Below are 14,034 nucleotides of genomic sequence, written 5' to 3'. Positions count from 1 at the left end.
GAGCGTGAGCCGCGCGCCGACGTCCGTCCGACAGCCTGAGATGAACGACCGACCCCGCACGGTTGCATGCCGCCGTGACCGAGTTCCGCGGCGGGTCGTTGAAGGTCCGTGTCCACCAAGCGCCGCCTGTTCGCCGTAGCCGTCCTGCTGCTCGTCCTGGCCGGTGCCGGGTCCGCGACCGCGGGCGTCGCCCAGCACGGGGTGGTGAGCGAGAAGCCGGTCGCGTGGACGCCGAACGTGCTCGACGGCACCGTCAGCGCCATGGCCGTGGTCGGGGGCACCGTCGTGGTCGGGGGCGACTTCACGCAGGTCGCGGACTCGGCGAGCGGCGTGAAGTACAAGCGGCGGTATCTGTTCGCCTTCGAGCTGGGCACCGGACGCATCCTCGATGCGAGCGCCACGGTGGACGGGCCGGTCACCGCGCTCGCCCCGGCCCCCGACGGCGTCGGCGTGTTCGTCGCGGGGCGGTTCGCGAAGGTCAACGGGCAGCCGCGCACCGGGCTGGCCGAGGTGAACGCGGTCACCGGCGCGACGGTGCCCGGGTTCGCCGCGACCGCCGGCAAGGGCCAGATCCGCACCCTGGCGACGGCGGGGTCATGGCTGTACATCGGCGGCAGTTTCACCCAGCTCGGCGGCCTGCCCCGGGTCGCGCTCGCCCGCGTGGACGCCGCGACCGGGACCACCGACGCCGCGTTCGACCTGCGGCTGGCCCGCCGCGACCGGGGCCTGGTGAAGGTCGAGGAGGTCGCGGTCAGCGCCGACGGCGCCCGGGTGGCGGCGGTGGGCGCGTTCGACTCCGCGGCCGGGCAGAAGCGCACCCAGCTCGTCGTCGCCGACGCCGGGGCCGCGCCGGCCGTCTCCGGCTGGTCGACGGACGCCTACACGGGGCGGTGCAACACGCTGTACGACTCCTATCTGCGCGGCGTCGACTTCGCGCCCGACGGCACCTGGATCGTGGTGAGCGCGACCGGGGGCATGTCCGGCCCGACCCGGATGTGCGACAGCGCGGCCCGCTTCGACGTCGCCGGCAGCGGCAACCACCAGCCGGTGTGGGTGAACCGGACCGGCGGGAACACGCTGTGGTCGGTGGCCGTGACCGACGCGGCCGTCTACGTCGGCGGGCACATGCAGTGGATGGACAACCCGAAGGGGCACAAGTCCAAGGGGCCCGGCGCGGTCGAGCGCTCCGGGATCGCCGCGCTGGACCCCGCGACCGGGGCCGCGCTGCCGTGGAACCCCTCGCACAGCCGCGGCGTCGGCGTCGGCGTCCTGGTCACGTGCCCGGCCGGGCTGCTGGTCGGCTCGGACACGGACCGGATCGGCGGGGAGTACCACGGCCGCATCGGCCTGCTCCCGATGCTCTAGCTCGGCTCGATCGGCTGGCTCGGCCGGTAGATGTCGGGCTCGACGAAGATCAGGGTGGCGATCGGCACGGCCGCCCGGATGCGGGCCTCGGCGCTGTTCGTCGCCTGGCTGATCTCCTCGGCGACGGTACCCTCGGGGACCGTCACCTTCACCGCGACGAGCAGCTCGTCCGGGCCGAGGTGCATGGTGCGCAGGTGCACCACCCGGTCGAAGAGCGGCTCGCCGAGCAGCGACTCACGGATCTTCGCGATGTGAGCCTTCGACGCGGCCTCGCCGACGAGCAGGCTCTTGGTCTCCATGGCCAGGATCCACGCGATCGCCACGAGCAGCAGGCCGATGACGAGCGTGCCGATGCCGTCGAAGACCGCGTTGCCGGTCAGCACCGACAGCCCGACGCCGAGCAGCGCCACCACCAGGCCGGTGACCGCCCCGGCGTCCTCCAGCAGGATCGTGGGCAGCTCCGGGGCCTTGGCGTGGCGGATGAACTGCCACCAGGTGCGGCTGCCGCGGCTCTCGTTCGCCGCCTTCGCCGCGGTGATCAGGGCGTAGCCCTCCAGCCCGATCGCGATCACGAGGATGATCACGGCGACGAGCGGGGACTCGAGGTCCTTCGGGTGCAGGATCTTGTGGTAGCCCTCGTACAGCGCGAACAGCCCGCCGAGCGTGAACAGCACGATGGACACTATGAAGGCGTAGATGTACCGCTCCCGCGCGTACCCGAACGGGTGCTGCTCGTCCGCGGCCCGGCGCGAGCGGCGGCCCCCGACGAGCAGCAGCGCCTGGTTGGTCGTGTCGGCGAGGGAGTGCACGGCCTCGGCCAGCATCGACGACGAGCCGGTGATGAGCGCGCCGACGCCCTTGGCCACCGCGATGCCGAGGTTCGCGGCGAGGGCCGTGACGACGGCGCGCGTACTGCCGCCCTCAGCCGCCATCGAGCACCTCGCCGAGGAACGCCTCGAGCTCGCGCCAGCTGCGGCGGTCCGCGGCCGCGTGGTACGCCTCGCCGGGCAGCGTGAACCCGTGCTCGGCGCCGGCGTAGGTGGTCACCTGCCAGTCGAGGTCGCCGCGGGTGCGCAGCTCGTCCTGGAACTTCGCCACCGCCGCGTCCGGCACGACGGCATCGGCGCCGCCGGTGAGCACCAGCAGCGGGCCGGCGATCGCGGCGACGTCGGCGGGCTCGTGGGCGATGAGGGCGCCGTGGAACGACACCGTGCCGCGCACCGGCGCGCCGGTGCGGGCGAACTCCAGGGCCGCGGAGCCGCCGAAGCAGTAGCCGATGACGGCGATCCGGTCGGGGTCGACGTTCGGGTCCGCGGCGAGCACGTCGTAGGCGGCCCGGACCCGGGCGCGCAGCAGCGGCAGGTCGCCGTAGTACTTGCCGGCCTCGGCGCCGGCCTCCTCGTGGCCCTCGAACCGGCGCCCGGTGCCGTAGACGTCGGCGCAGAACGCGAAGTAGCCGAGCCGGGCGAGCATGTGGGCGCGGGCCTTGGGGTATTCGCGCAGGCCGGTCCAGTCGTGCACGATCAGCACCGCGGGCTTCGGGCCGGCGACGGCGGCGTCGTGCACCGCGTAGCCCTCCATGGGCCGGCCGTCGTGGTCGTACGTCACCGCCGCCCCCTCGAGCCGGGCGCCGTCGGGCGCCGCAACGGTGTCGATGAGCCGCCGGTGGTCCCCGGAGAAGTCGGTCATGATCGGCACTCTACCGACGCCGTGTGAACCGCTTCTGGCAGGCGTGCGCAATCCGGGCGTTGACCTGCCGCTTTCCGGATATCGTGAGCGCGAGGAGGCCGCATGCAGGAGCACGCGCCGTCACCGACGCGGAGCTCGACCACCGGGTCCCGCCGGACGCCCCGATCCGCGCGGCGGGCAGCTCGGCGGCCGTCCACGGGCGGGGCCGGCGGTCCAGCACGGCGCACACGCCGACCGCGTCGCCGCCGGGGTCGCGGATCGGGAAGCCGTAGGCGGCGTGCATGTCCTTCGTCTCCGAGCGCCGGGCCCGCGAGGACGCCGACCGCCGGCACCGCGTCCTCGACGCCCTCCTGAAGAGCCTGCGCACCGGGGTCGCGGCCTGCGACGCCGACGGGCGGCTGGTGTTCACGAACGAGGCCCTTCGCCGCCTCTGCGGCGGGTGCGGCGCCGACGGCCTCGCGGCCACCGGCCACCGGCCCCCTGCGCCGGGCGCTTTCCGGCGAGCGGCTGCGCGGCCTGGAGCTGACCGTGTCCCGCCCCGGCGAGCGGGCCTGCGTCCTGTCCGCCGACGCCGAGCCGATCACCGCCGGCGACGACGGCACCCGCACCGGTGCCGTCATCGCCGTGCACGACGTCACCGAGCGCCGCCGGGCCGAGCGCTTCCGCGAGGCCGAGCTCGGCGTCGCCGGGGTGCTGGCGGGCGCGCAGAGCGCGGCCGAGGCCGGGCCCGAGCTGCTGCGGGTGCTGTCCGAGTCGCTCACGTCCCCGGCCGCGGCGAGCGTCGAGCTGACCGTCGCCGACGCCGGGCTCGGCATCCCCGAGGACGAGCGCGACCGGGTCTTCACCCGCTTCTACCGCTCGACGCGGACCCGCGACCGCGGCATCCGCGGCGCCGGGCTGGGCCCGGCCCTGAGCCGGGCCAGGCCGTCATCGACCGGCACCGCGGCACGATCCGCCTGGTGCCGCAGCCCGAGGGGACCCGCTTCGTGGTGCGCCTACCCGGTCACGCGGACTCCGACGCGGCCCAGCCCGTCCAGCGGGTGACGTCCACCGCCACCAGCCCGCCGCGCAGCTCGAAGTGCGGATAGCGGGCGCCGAGGCGGTCCAGGGCCATCCGGCCCTCGGCGCCGTCCGGGTCGACGTCGCGGGCCGAGCCGTCGGCGCGCACCCACCACAGCGCGGACCAGTCGTCCTCGTAGTGGTCGGCCAGCACCGCGGCCCGCGGGTTCGCGGCCAGGTTCGCCAGGCGGCGCAGCCGCAGGTGCCGCTTGGGCTTGGCGTCCACGCCGTGGTAGATGGTGTCGGCGTCCAGGGCGAAGACGATCGGCACCACGTGCGGGTGACCGTCCGGCGACGCGGTCGCCAGGTGCGCGACCCTGGCCTCGGCGAACCTCCGGCGCGCCTCCGTCGCCGCGAGCTCGGTCATGCGCCCTCCGCTTCGCTCCGGCCGCACGACCCAGAACTGAGCCCATGATGACCGGCCCCTCCGCTTCGCTCCGGACCGGTCATGCGCCCTCACCGGCGAACACCGCGATGGCGTGCTCCCACTCGTCCAGGGCACGCTCCACCGTGGACCGCGGCCCCGAGGGGATCCAGCGGCTCGCGCGCTGCACGCCGGCCTCGTGGAGCCGTTGCAGCACGGCCGGGTCGTTCGGCGCCGAGAGCACCTGCACGCCGATCGGCCGCTCCGCTCGCGAGCGCAGCTCGGCGATGCGCTCGAAGATGCCCTCCTCGTAGTTCGGGAACCACGCGTCGCCGAAGGCGAGGACCCGGTCCAGCACGCCCGGGCCGGTGCCGCCGACGAGGACCGGCGGGTGGGGCCGCTGGACGGGCTTCGGGTAGGACCAGATGCGGTCGAAGTTCACGTACTTGCCGTGGTACGTCGCCTCGTCCTCGCGCCAGATGGCCTGCATCGCCTCGACCCGCTCGCGCAGCACGCCCATCCGCACCCGCGGGTCGGTGCCGTGGTTGCGCATCTCCTCGCGGTTCCACCCGGCGCCGACGCCGAACTCGAAGCGGCCCCCGGAGAGCTGGTCGACCGACGCGACCTCCTTCGCGGTGATGATGGGGTCGCGCTCGATCACGAGGCAGATGCCGCTGCCGACCCGCAGCCGGCTGGTGGCGGCCGCGGCGGCGGTCAGCGCGACGAAGAGGTCGTAGGTGTGCCAGTACCGCTGCGGCAGCTCCTGCCCGTCCTGGGCGGGCGTCTCGCGGGCGGCCGGGATGTGGGTGTGCTCGGCGAAGAACAGCGCCGAGTGCCCGCGCTCCTCGACCAGCCGGGCGAGCGCCCCGGGCGCCATGGCGTTGTGCGTGGGGAAGTAGCCGACTCCGAAGTCCATACCACCATTGCTACAGCAGACGCTTGACGTGCCGGATCGCCTTGGCGAAGTAGCGGTGCCCGGGCGGGCGGGTGAGCAGGTCGGCGAGGGAGAAGAGGTCCAGGGCCCGGCACAGGTGGCGCCAGTCCCCGGGCAGCTCGCCGCCGCCCGCTGTGAAGCCCGTCACGAACGCGTCGGCGAAGCCCGGCGGGCGCGGCTCGCGCAGCATGTTGGCGACGTCGAAGAGCGGGGTGCTGCTGAAGGCGAACTCCCAGTCGAGCACCGCCGCCACCCCGCCGCCCGGGCCGGCGACGAGGTTCTTCGGGTTGTAGTCGCCGTGCACCAGGTGACGCGCGCCCGCGAGGGCGGTCAGGTCGGGGGTGACGCGCTCGGCGTAGCGCAGCAGCCGCCCACGCTCGTCCGCGCTCAGGTGCCCGGCCGCGTTGCCCTCGCGCAGGCACCGCTCGACCCACGCGTCCAGGCCGCTCGTGGGTTCGGGCCCGGCCGGCTCGAGCGCGGCGTCCGCGAAGAACCCGGGCGCCGGGAAGCGCACGGACCCGATGCGGGCGAGGGTCTCCCCCGCCGCGAACCCGTCCAGCGGCGCGCGGGCGGCGACACGTGCTGCGGCGTTACGAGGGCGTCGACGCGTGCGCGAAGGACGCCGCGCTCGCCGGGGTGGTGCCCGTCGCGGAGGTGGTCGCGGCCCACGCCGACGCTGCGGCGCTGCTGTCACGGCTCGTGGACGAGGGCGCCGCGCCGCTGCAGCCTCCAGTGAGCTCCCGCCGGGCCACGACCCGCTCCCCGCCCAGCGCCGCGGCCAGCCACCCGCCGAGATCACCCACCACGACACACTATCGGGACTGTGGCAGGATGACGCGCGTGGCAGAGGCCCCCGACCGGCACGAACAGCGCCGCCGCGCGGAGCTCGCGGGGGTGGCGGCCCGGTTGCGCGAGGTCGGCATCGAGCCCGCGTTCGGCCCGCTCACCCCGACCTACGACTTCTACGGGCGGGTGCCCGCGAACCTGACCGGCCTCGTCGTCGGCGAGCCGCACAACACGGGCCGGATGCAGGTCACCGTCGTGGCCGCGCGGCGGCTCGTGCCGCCGGGTGAGGGCGGGCTCTCCGCCGACGGGCACATGTGGACGCGGGACGTCGACATCGAGCACGATCTCGCGGCCTCGGACGACGTGGTGTTCGAGGTGACGCTGCTCGACGGGTTCGGGGACGCGCCGGGGACGGAGTCGGTCTGGGCGCCGCGGCAGCTCGTGCGCGACGAGGAGGCCGTGGTCGACGCGGTGCGGCTCTGGCACGGGTACCGCGACATGCTCCGCGCCACCCCGCCGAAGCCGGCCCCGGAGCGCCGCCGGGCCATGCGCGCGCGGACGGCCGCCGCGCGCCGGACCGCCGCCGCGGCGCCGAGGGTGCGCCGGCCCGCCGCCGGCGAGGTGCCGGCGGCGCTCGCGGAGCACCTGGCCGGGCTCGACGACGCCCGGCTCGCGTTCAACTTCCCGCGGGACCGCAGCGGCAAGTACGTCCGCAGCGCCGTCGTCGCCCTCGCCGGCGACGGCTCCGTGCTGAGCAGACGGGCGCCCTGGCTCGCCGTGCGGGCCGACGGGGACGCGCTCGCCGTCGGGGTCGAGGGGCTCATCGGCGCGAACCAGGACCACCGCTGGGACCGGCTCCCGTGGCTGTGGAGCGCGACGCACGCCGACGCTCCGGCGGCGGTACGGTGGCAGCTGCCCGACGCCGGAAGCGCCCGCCCCGTCGTGAGCCTGCTCGACCGGCACGCGCCCGCCGAGGCCCTGGCCCGGTGCGGGGTCGAGCTGGACGAGGAGCTGACGGCGCTGCTGTCCGGCTATCCGATCACCTACGGCTTCGCCCGGCACACCGAGACCTGGGTGAAGCGGCTCTTCGAGCAGCTGCAGCGCTGCGCGCCGTGGCGGCTCGCGGCCGCGTACGAGGTGCACCAGGACGAGCGCCGGGCGGTGCGCCGGCCGACGGGCGAGCCGATCGCGCTCTTCGGGCTCAAGGGCATGAACCAGCAGTCCAAGCCCATGGTGGGCCTCGACCTGCGCGACGGCACGGCGCGGCTGAGCATGATCTGGTCGGCGAGCAACGTGCGGCTGCCGCAGGCGCTGTGGCAGTGCCCGGCCGACCTCGAGGCGGAGCTCTTCTAGAAGGCGGCCTCGCGCATCGCGGTCGTGGCCGTGTGGGTGCGCAGCCAGGCGGCCACGTCGGCGCCGGGCATCGGGCGGGCGTAGTGGTAGCCCTGGGCGATGTCGCAGCCGAGCTCGAGCAGCGCGGCCGCGTGCGCGGTGCCCTCGACGCCCTCGGCGACGACGGTCATGCCCAGGTTGTGGCCGAGCTCGATCGCGCCCCGGACCAGGATGGCGTCGTCCTGGTCGATGTCCATGTGCTGCACGAAGGTGCGGTCGACCTTGAGCTCGTCGACGGGCAGCTGCTTGAGGTAGGCCATCGAGGAGTAGCCGGTGCCGTAGTCGTCGATCGACAGGTGGATGCCGAGGTCGTGCAGCTCGGTGAGGGTCGCGGTGGCCTGGACGGGGTTGGCCATGACGGCCGACTCGGTGACCTCCAGCCGCAGCAGCCGGGCCGGCACGCCGAACTCGTCGAGCAGGCCGGTCACGTGCCGCACCAGCTCGGCGTCGAGCAGGCAGCGGGGCGAGAGGTTCACGGCGACGGGGATGGACAGGCCGGCGTCGAGCCAGGCGCGCTCCTGGGTCAGGGCGAGCCTCAGGACGTACAGCGTCAGGCGGTTGATCAATCCGGTCGTCTCGGCCACGGGGATGAACTCCGCCGGCGGGATCGCGCCGCGGGTCGGGTGCTGCCAGCGCACCAGGGCCTCCACGCCGCTGAGCCCGTGGTCGTCGAGGCGCACCTTCGGCTGGTAGTGCAGGGTCAGCTGGTCGCCGGCCTCCAGAGCACGGCGCAGGTCGCCGAGCAGCAGCAGGCGGCTGCTGTCGTCGGTGTGCATGCTGGACCGGTAGACGGCGACGCCGTTCTTGGCCTCCTTCGCGGCGTACATCGCGATGTCGGCGCAGCGCAGCAGGGCGTCGGCGGAGTGCCCGTCGTCGGGAGCGCCGGCCACGCCGATGCTCGCCTCGACGTCGACGGTCACGTCGCCGAGCACGAAGCTGCGGTGCAACTGCTGCTGCAGGGCCGCGGCGAGCCCGGCCGCCTCGGCGGTGCGGGTGCCGGGCAGCAGGACCGCGAACTCGTCGCCCGACAGGCGCGCGACCAGGTCGCCGGGGCGCAGCGCGGCGGTACAGCGGGCGGCGACCTGGCGCAGGAGGTCGTCGCCGTACTGGTGGCCGAGCGTGTCGTTGACCTCCTTGAACCGGTCCAGGTCGAGCATGAGCACGGCGACGGGCGCGTCCGGGTCGGCGAGCGCGGCGTCGGCCCGCCGGTTGAACAGGATGCGGTTCGGCAGCCCGGTGAGGGCGTCGTGCAGCGCCTGGTGCTCGTTCGCGGCGGCCTGGCGCAGCAGCCGGCGCTGGTAGCCGGCGGCGGCGAGCGCGAAGCCGGTGATGAGCACGAGCCCGGCCGCGAAGCCCAGCGTCGTGGTGGTGAACACGATCGACTCGGTGTGGCGCAGGTCGGTGACGGCGTCGGCGGCCTCGGTGGCGTGGGCGATGTTCGCGGCCCGCACGTCGCCGGTGAGCTGGTCGAACACCGGGTCGGTCAGGTTCTGGTCGATGCGCTTCACGAGCGCGGCGTCCCCGGCGTCGACCGCGGCGAAGAGGCTGTTCATCGAGGCCAGGTACTCGTCCTGCAGCGCCCGGACCCGCGCGGTGAGCGCCCGGTCGGTCGCGCCGCCGAGGCGGTCGACGTCGCGCAGCGCGGCGGCGAGGGCGGCGGCGGCCGCGGCGTGCCCGGCGCGCACGTCCGGCCCGGGCTCAAGGCGGTAGTGCTGCTCGGCGAGCTTCTCCTCGGCGACGGCGTCGTGGGCGCGCTCGTAGGCGGCGGCGAGCGCGGTGGCCCGGGTCACGGTGTCGGCGGCGCGGCGGGTCCGCATGACGCCGGCGACGCTGAGCACGGCGAGGGCGATCACGACGAGGGTGAGACCGGTCGCGGTCGCCCGCCGCATCCGGTGCGGGCGCGATGACGCGTGCATCCGGCCTCCCTCCCTGTCCTGTGTGGCAACCTGTCCTGTCTGGCGACCTGTCCTGTGTGGCGCCGCCTGTCCTGTGTGGCGACGAAACCGTCCGCACATCGGCAGGGCCGGCGCCGAGTTGACCCGTCAGGCCGCGGCGGTCGCGGCCAGGGACGGAAGCATCACGCTCACCGCGCTTCCGGAGTCCTCACCGGTGCTGCTGGCGACCGCGATGGTGCCGCCGTGCGCGTCGACGATCGCCTTGACGATGGTCAGGCCGACCCCGGCGCCCTGGGAGGCGAGGTCGTCGGCGGTCGCCGAGCGGTGGAAGCGCTCGAAGACGTGCGGCAGATCCGCGGCCGGGATGCCGACGCCGGTGTCGGCCACGGTGAGCGCCGGCTGCGGGTCCGCGGCGACGCCGACGGTGACGGTGCCGCCGGGCGGGGTGAACTTCAGCGCGTTGAACAGCAGCCGGCTCAGCGCCTGGCCGGGGCGGTGGGCGTCGGCAGATGCCGGACGCGAGCGCCGCGATGTCGTCGAAGTCCGCCTCGGGCGGGGTGTCGAGGACCGCGGTCGCGTACAGCGCGGCGAGCCGCGCCGCCTCCCCGTCGGATTCCATCGCCCTCATGATCTCAACCCTTTCTCGGTCGGGTCGCGAATTTACGACATGTCCGAATTTTCGTTCAGTCGTTAGGCCGAGGAACGGACTCGGACTCGGACAGGGAGCGACGACGATGAACAGACTCCGGGCGGCACTGCTCGGCGCCGGGCTGGGCCTGCTCGCGACGGCCCCCGTCCCGTCCCCGGCCGCCGCCGCGGACGTCGTCACCTCGGTCGCGACCGTCCCCGGCGTGCACGACATCAGCCCGGACCACCACGGGACCGTCTACGTCACCGACCCGGCCCGGCACCGGATCCTGGCGGTCCGCGACGGCGCGACGACGGTGTTCGCCGAGCAGATCGCCGACCCGGCGGGCCTCGCCGTCGACGGGCACGACAACGTCTACGTCGGCACGAGCTACGGCCGGATCCTGCGGTTCACGCCGGACGGGGCCCGCACGATCTTCGCCGTGGGCAAGGGCGCCGTGCTGGCGGTGGCGATCGACCCCGCCGGCAACGTCTACTGGGCCGAGTCGAACACCGTGTGGAAGGCGACGCCGGACGGGCACGCGGCCCGGTTCGCGCAGGCGCCGCGCCCGGCCGCCCTCGCCGCCGACGGGGCGGGCAACGTGTTCGTCGCGACCGCCACCCAGGTCCTCGAGATCACCGCGGCCGGGACCCGCGCGCCGATCGCGACGGGCCGGACGCAGGCCCTCGCGGTGGACGCGGACGGGACGCTCTACGCGAGCGACGGGTGCGCGGTGCGCCGCCTCCCGGCCGGGCCGCCGCCCGCCGTGTGCGCCGCCGCCCTGGCCGCCGCCGACGGGGTCCTGTACTACGCCGACGCGAAGACCGGCCAGATCGGTCGCATCGGCCCGGCCGCCGAGCCCGCCCCGAGCGCCGTCCCGTCCCCGAGCACCGCCCGGATCGCCGCCGCGCCCGTCCCGAAGTCCGGCGACGGACCCGGGGCCGGCGTCGCGGCCGCGCTGCTCGTGGGGGTCGCGCTGCTCGCCGCCGCCGTTGGAACTTTCGCGCACCACCGCCGCGCCACCTGACCGCCGAGGGACCGCCGCGGCGTTTCCTGTTATTCGACGGCTGCCGATGTCATCTACGCGGTCGTGGCTACCTTCAGATCGCACTTCAGATGGCCCGGACGCAGGGCCGTGCTCTGCGGGGCGGGGCTGGCGACCGTCATCGCCGGCCTCGCCGTGTCCATGCTCCCGGCGGCGGCCGCCGAGGCGCCGGCGGCCGGGAACACCTACACCGTCGCGTCCAACGACGGCGCCACGAGCCGCCAGTGGCGCGTCGACACCCGCTCCGGCGGCCGCTTCGCGCTCGTCGACACCGCCGGGCAGTGCCTCGCCGCGCCCGGCGGTGCCACGGGCGTCGCCCTGGCCCCGGCCGCCTGCGACACGACGGCGGCCGACCAGCAGTGGAGCTTCGTCGCCAAGTCCGGCGCCTACCAGCTCAAGAACGGCCAGTCGGGCTGGTGCGCCAGGTCCGGGGCGACCCCCGCCCTCGACGCCTGCACCGGCGACGCCAACCGCCTGTGGACGTTCACCAAGGTCGGCGGCGGCACCCCGGCGCCGGCCGGGCTCGTCGGCTGGGCGGCCCAGAACGGCACCACGACCGGCGGCGCGGGCGGCGCCACGGTCACCGTCACCACCGCCGCGCAGCTCGACTCGGCGCTGCAGGCGAGCGGGGCCCGGATCGTGAAGGTGTCCGGCATGATCGCGCTGACCGGCATGCACAAGGTGTCGTCGAACAAGACGATCCAGGGCGTCGGGTCCGGCTCCGGCCTGCGCGGCGGCGGCCTCACCCTGGACAACGTCAGCAACGTCATCATCCAGAACCTGAACATCACCGGGTCCGGCGACGACGCCGTCAACGTGCAGAACGGCTCGCACCACGTGTGGATCGACCACAACACGCTGTCCGACGCCTACGACGGGCTCGTCGACATCCGGCTCGGCTCGGACTACGTGACGGTGTCGTGGAACATCACCCGCGACCACGACAAGACGATGCTGCTCGGCTCCGCCGACACCGACACCGGCGACCGCGGGCACCTGCGCGTCACCTACCACCACAACTGGTTCGACGGCACGAACCAGCGCCACCCCCGGGTCCGGTTCGGCAACCCGGTGCACGTCTACAACAACCTGTACTCGAACAACGGCGCCTACGGCGTCGCGTCCACGATGGAGGCCGGAGTGCTCGTCGAGGGCAACTACTTCGACCACGTCGCGCACCCGACGACCCTCGCCCAGGGCACCTCGCCGGACGGGAACCTGGTGCAGCGCGACAACTACTTCACCGGCTCCGGCACGCCGATGACGAAGGGCTCGGTGAAGGCGATCCCGTACGCGTACACCATGGACGCCGCGAGCGCGGTGAAGTCCATCGTGTCCGCGGGCGCCGGCACCGGGCGGCTCGGCCTCTGACGCTCCTCCTCGGGAAGAAATGGTGCCCCGGCGAGGGAGCCGCCGGGGCACCACCGGGCTATGGCAGCACCCAGTTCTGGTTGGTCTGCCCGTTGCAGGCCCAGATCTGGATCTGCGTGCCGTCGGCGCTGCTCTGCCCCGTCGCGTCCAGGCACCTGCCCGTCTCCGGGTTCACCAGCGTCTGGCCCGAGCGCGTCCACTGCTGGTGCGTGTTGCCGTTGCAGTCCCACAGCTGGACCTTGGTGCCGTTGGCGTTCACGCCCCCGGCCACGTCGGCGCACTTGCCCAGGGCCCGCAGCGTGCCGTCGGTCCCCACCGTCCAGTTCTGGGCGCCGGTGCCGTTGCAGGTGTACAGCTGGATCTTCGTCCCGTTCGCGGTGCCGCCCGCGGCCACGTCGAGGCACTTGCCGGCCAGGCCCTTGATCGGCCCGGTGCCGCCCGGGTTCGTGGTGCCGCCGCCGAAGTGGATGTCGCCGCGGTGCAGCACGCGCGGGTCGTAGTAGGTGCGCTTGATCCCGTCGTCGGTGTTCCACGCCGGGTCGGTGAGCCAGCTGATCCACACGCTGAAGAACGTCCACCGCGGCTGGGCCGTGATCGTCTCCGGCGTCGGCACCGTGCCCACCTCGGACAGCCCGATCGGCTTGCCGCCGGCGATGCCGAGCATGGCGTTGTACCAGGCCTGCGTCGGCTGCTTGTTCACCCAGGCGTCCAGCGTGGCGACGTCCACATAGGACGCGCCCGGCCAGTAGTCGGCGACGTGGCTCTCGCCGCCGGCTACGTCCTTGAGGTTCCACACCCACACCAGGTTGCTCAGGCCCTTGGCGCCGGCCAGGTAGTCGTGGGTGATCTGGAAGAGCTTGCGGCTGCCGTTCGCGCCGGGGCGCCCGCCCCACCACGACCAGCCCTCGTTCATCTCGTGCTGGGGCCGGAAGAGCACCGGGATGCCGCTGTTCTTCAGGTCCTGCAAATAGGGCACGGCCTCGTCGAGGCGGCGCTTGAACGCGGTGTTCAGCCCGGTGCCGTCGGTGACGAGCTCGTTCCACTGGGCGTCGGTCAGCTTGCTCTCGATGGCGCCGGTGCCGTAGTCCCAGTGGCAGGCCGAGCCGACGGTCGGCGGGCACATGTGCCACACGAGCGCGGGGATGGTGCCGGCCGCCCACACCGACTTCGCCTGCGCGATGACGGCCGGGCGGGCGTTGATGTCGGTCTGCTCGAACGCGAAGTCGCCGGCCCACTCGCCCGGGTACACGCCGGTGATGTCGTGGACCTTCTGCTGCCAGGTGTTCGGGGCGGAGCTGGGGCCGTCCTGCTGGCCGGAGATGATCGAGCGGCCGGTGATGCTCTGCAGGTAGTTCACGACGTCGGCGGCGGTGGCGGTGCCGCTCGGGGTCGGGGCCGCACTGGCGGGCGCGGCGGCGGCGAGCGCGGCCGAGACGGCGAGGGTGACGGCGGCGAGGGCCGCGCCCGCTCGGCGGGGTGATGGCATGAGCCAGGTCCTTTCGTCTG

14 protein-coding genes and 1 pseudogene are annotated in these 14,034 nt (G+C 74.2%); 5 read left to right on the top strand and 10 right to left on the bottom strand.

All coding sequences use genetic code 11. From position 1 onward, the window contains the following. Positions 1 to 108: 108 nt before the first annotated feature. Positions 109 to 1,365: a PKD domain containing protein gene (locus ABT369_RS22480; protein ID WP_350614559.1), complete on the top strand. Its 1,257-nt coding sequence runs from the start codon at positions 109 to 111 to the stop codon at positions 1,363 to 1,365. Here ABT369_RS22480 and ABT369_RS22475 read toward each other — a convergent pair. Genes ABT369_RS22475 through ABT369_RS22465 form a run of 3 tightly spaced genes read right to left on the bottom strand, consistent with a single transcriptional unit; the run spans position 1,362 to position 3,337 of the window. After that, positions 1,362 to 2,297 (bottom strand): cation diffusion facilitator family transporter, encoded by a 936-nt coding sequence (locus tag ABT369_RS22475; RefSeq protein WP_350614557.1) that lies wholly within the window; start codon positions 2,295 to 2,297, stop codon positions 1,362 to 1,364. The genes ABT369_RS22480 and ABT369_RS22475 overlap by 4 nt on opposite strands. Beyond that, on the bottom strand, positions 2,287 to 3,054 hold the full coding sequence (locus ABT369_RS22470) for a dienelactone hydrolase family protein (protein ID WP_350614556.1): 768 nt from the start codon (positions 3,052 to 3,054) through the stop codon (positions 2,287 to 2,289). The genes ABT369_RS22475 and ABT369_RS22470 overlap by 11 nt, the downstream gene beginning before the upstream one ends. Positions 3,055 to 3,064: 10 nt before the next feature. Further along, a complete protein-coding gene (locus ABT369_RS22465) occupies positions 3,065 to 3,337 on the bottom strand; it encodes a hypothetical protein (protein WP_350614554.1) in 273 nt (90 codons plus the stop codon). A 245-nt stretch (positions 3,338 to 3,582) separates the two neighbouring features. Between ABT369_RS22465 and ABT369_RS22460 the strand changes: the two genes are divergently transcribed. After that, complete coding sequence (locus tag ABT369_RS22460; RefSeq protein ID WP_350614553.1) at positions 3,583 to 4,098, top strand: ATP-binding protein; 516 nt, start codon at positions 3,583 to 3,585, stop codon at positions 4,096 to 4,098. Here ABT369_RS22460 and ABT369_RS22455 read toward each other — a convergent pair. The 4 genes from ABT369_RS22455 to ABT369_RS22440 all read right to left on the bottom strand — a co-directional run bounded on the left by ABT369_RS22455 (position 4,058) and on the right by ABT369_RS22440 (position 6,214). After that, entirely contained in the window at positions 4,058 to 4,480 is a 423-nt protein-coding gene (locus ABT369_RS22455) for a TIGR03668 family PPOX class F420-dependent oxidoreductase (RefSeq protein ID WP_350614551.1), read from the bottom strand. The genes ABT369_RS22460 and ABT369_RS22455 overlap by 41 nt on opposite strands. A 79-nt stretch (positions 4,481 to 4,559) precedes the next feature. After that, entirely contained in the window at positions 4,560 to 5,393 is an 834-nt protein-coding gene (locus ABT369_RS22450) for a TIGR03619 family F420-dependent LLM class oxidoreductase (RefSeq protein WP_350614549.1), read from the bottom strand. 10 nt (positions 5,394 to 5,403) lie between these two features. After that, positions 5,404 to 6,105 carry a phosphotransferase gene (locus ABT369_RS22445; protein WP_350614547.1) on the bottom strand — a complete coding sequence of 234 codons (702 nt, stop codon included), beginning with the start codon at positions 6,103 to 6,105 and terminating at the stop codon, positions 5,404 to 5,406. Continuing rightward, complete coding sequence (locus ABT369_RS22440; RefSeq protein ID WP_350614778.1) at positions 6,002 to 6,214, bottom strand: hypothetical protein; 213 nt, start codon at positions 6,212 to 6,214, stop codon at positions 6,002 to 6,004. The genes ABT369_RS22445 and ABT369_RS22440 overlap by 104 nt, the downstream gene beginning before the upstream one ends. Positions 6,215 to 6,242: 28 nt before the next feature. Between ABT369_RS22440 and ABT369_RS22435 the strand changes: the two genes are divergently transcribed. Further along, a complete protein-coding gene (locus ABT369_RS22435) occupies positions 6,243 to 7,550 on the top strand; it encodes a hypothetical protein (protein ID WP_350614546.1) in 1,308 nt (435 codons plus the stop codon). On the opposite strand, the gene ABT369_RS22430 is transcribed toward ABT369_RS22435, so the two are convergent. After that, the gene (locus tag ABT369_RS22430; protein WP_350614545.1) at positions 7,547 to 9,505 is read right to left on the bottom strand and encodes a putative bifunctional diguanylate cyclase/phosphodiesterase; all 1,959 of its coding nucleotides are present in this window, start codon (positions 9,503 to 9,505) and stop codon (positions 7,547 to 7,549) included. The two genes, ABT369_RS22435 and ABT369_RS22430, sit on opposite strands and share 4 nt — an antisense overlap. Before the next feature lie 126 nt (positions 9,506 to 9,631). Next, positions 9,632 to 9,976 (bottom strand): annotated as a pseudogene (locus tag ABT369_RS22425) (sensor histidine kinase); the annotation flags it as partial. A 242-nt stretch (positions 9,977 to 10,218) separates the two neighbouring features. Between ABT369_RS22425 and ABT369_RS22420 the strand changes: the two are divergent. Both ABT369_RS22420 and ABT369_RS22415 read left to right on the top strand, forming a co-directional pair. Next, positions 10,219 to 11,139, top strand: coding sequence for an NHL repeat-containing protein (locus tag ABT369_RS22420; protein ID WP_350614544.1), 921 nt, complete (start codon positions 10,219 to 10,221; stop codon positions 11,137 to 11,139). 108 nt (positions 11,140 to 11,247) lie between these two features. Next, entirely contained in the window at positions 11,248 to 12,528 is a 1,281-nt protein-coding gene (locus ABT369_RS22415) for a pectate lyase family protein (protein WP_350614543.1), read from the top strand. A gap of 58 nt (positions 12,529 to 12,586) precedes the next feature. On the opposite strand, the gene ABT369_RS22410 is transcribed toward ABT369_RS22415, so the two are convergent. Beyond that, positions 12,587 to 14,014, bottom strand: a complete 1,428-nt coding sequence (locus ABT369_RS22410; protein ID WP_350614542.1) for a glycosyl hydrolase — start codon at positions 14,012 to 14,014, stop codon at positions 12,587 to 12,589. Positions 14,015 to 14,034: the final 20 nt, after the last annotated feature.

This window comes from Dactylosporangium sp. NPDC000244, assembly GCF_040300725.1.
In the GTDB taxonomy this organism is placed as follows: Bacteria; Actinomycetota; Actinomycetes; order Mycobacteriales; family Micromonosporaceae; genus Dactylosporangium.
Note: the sequence above shows the minus strand (reverse complement) of the source record. Positions and strands in the feature narration are given on the sequence as shown.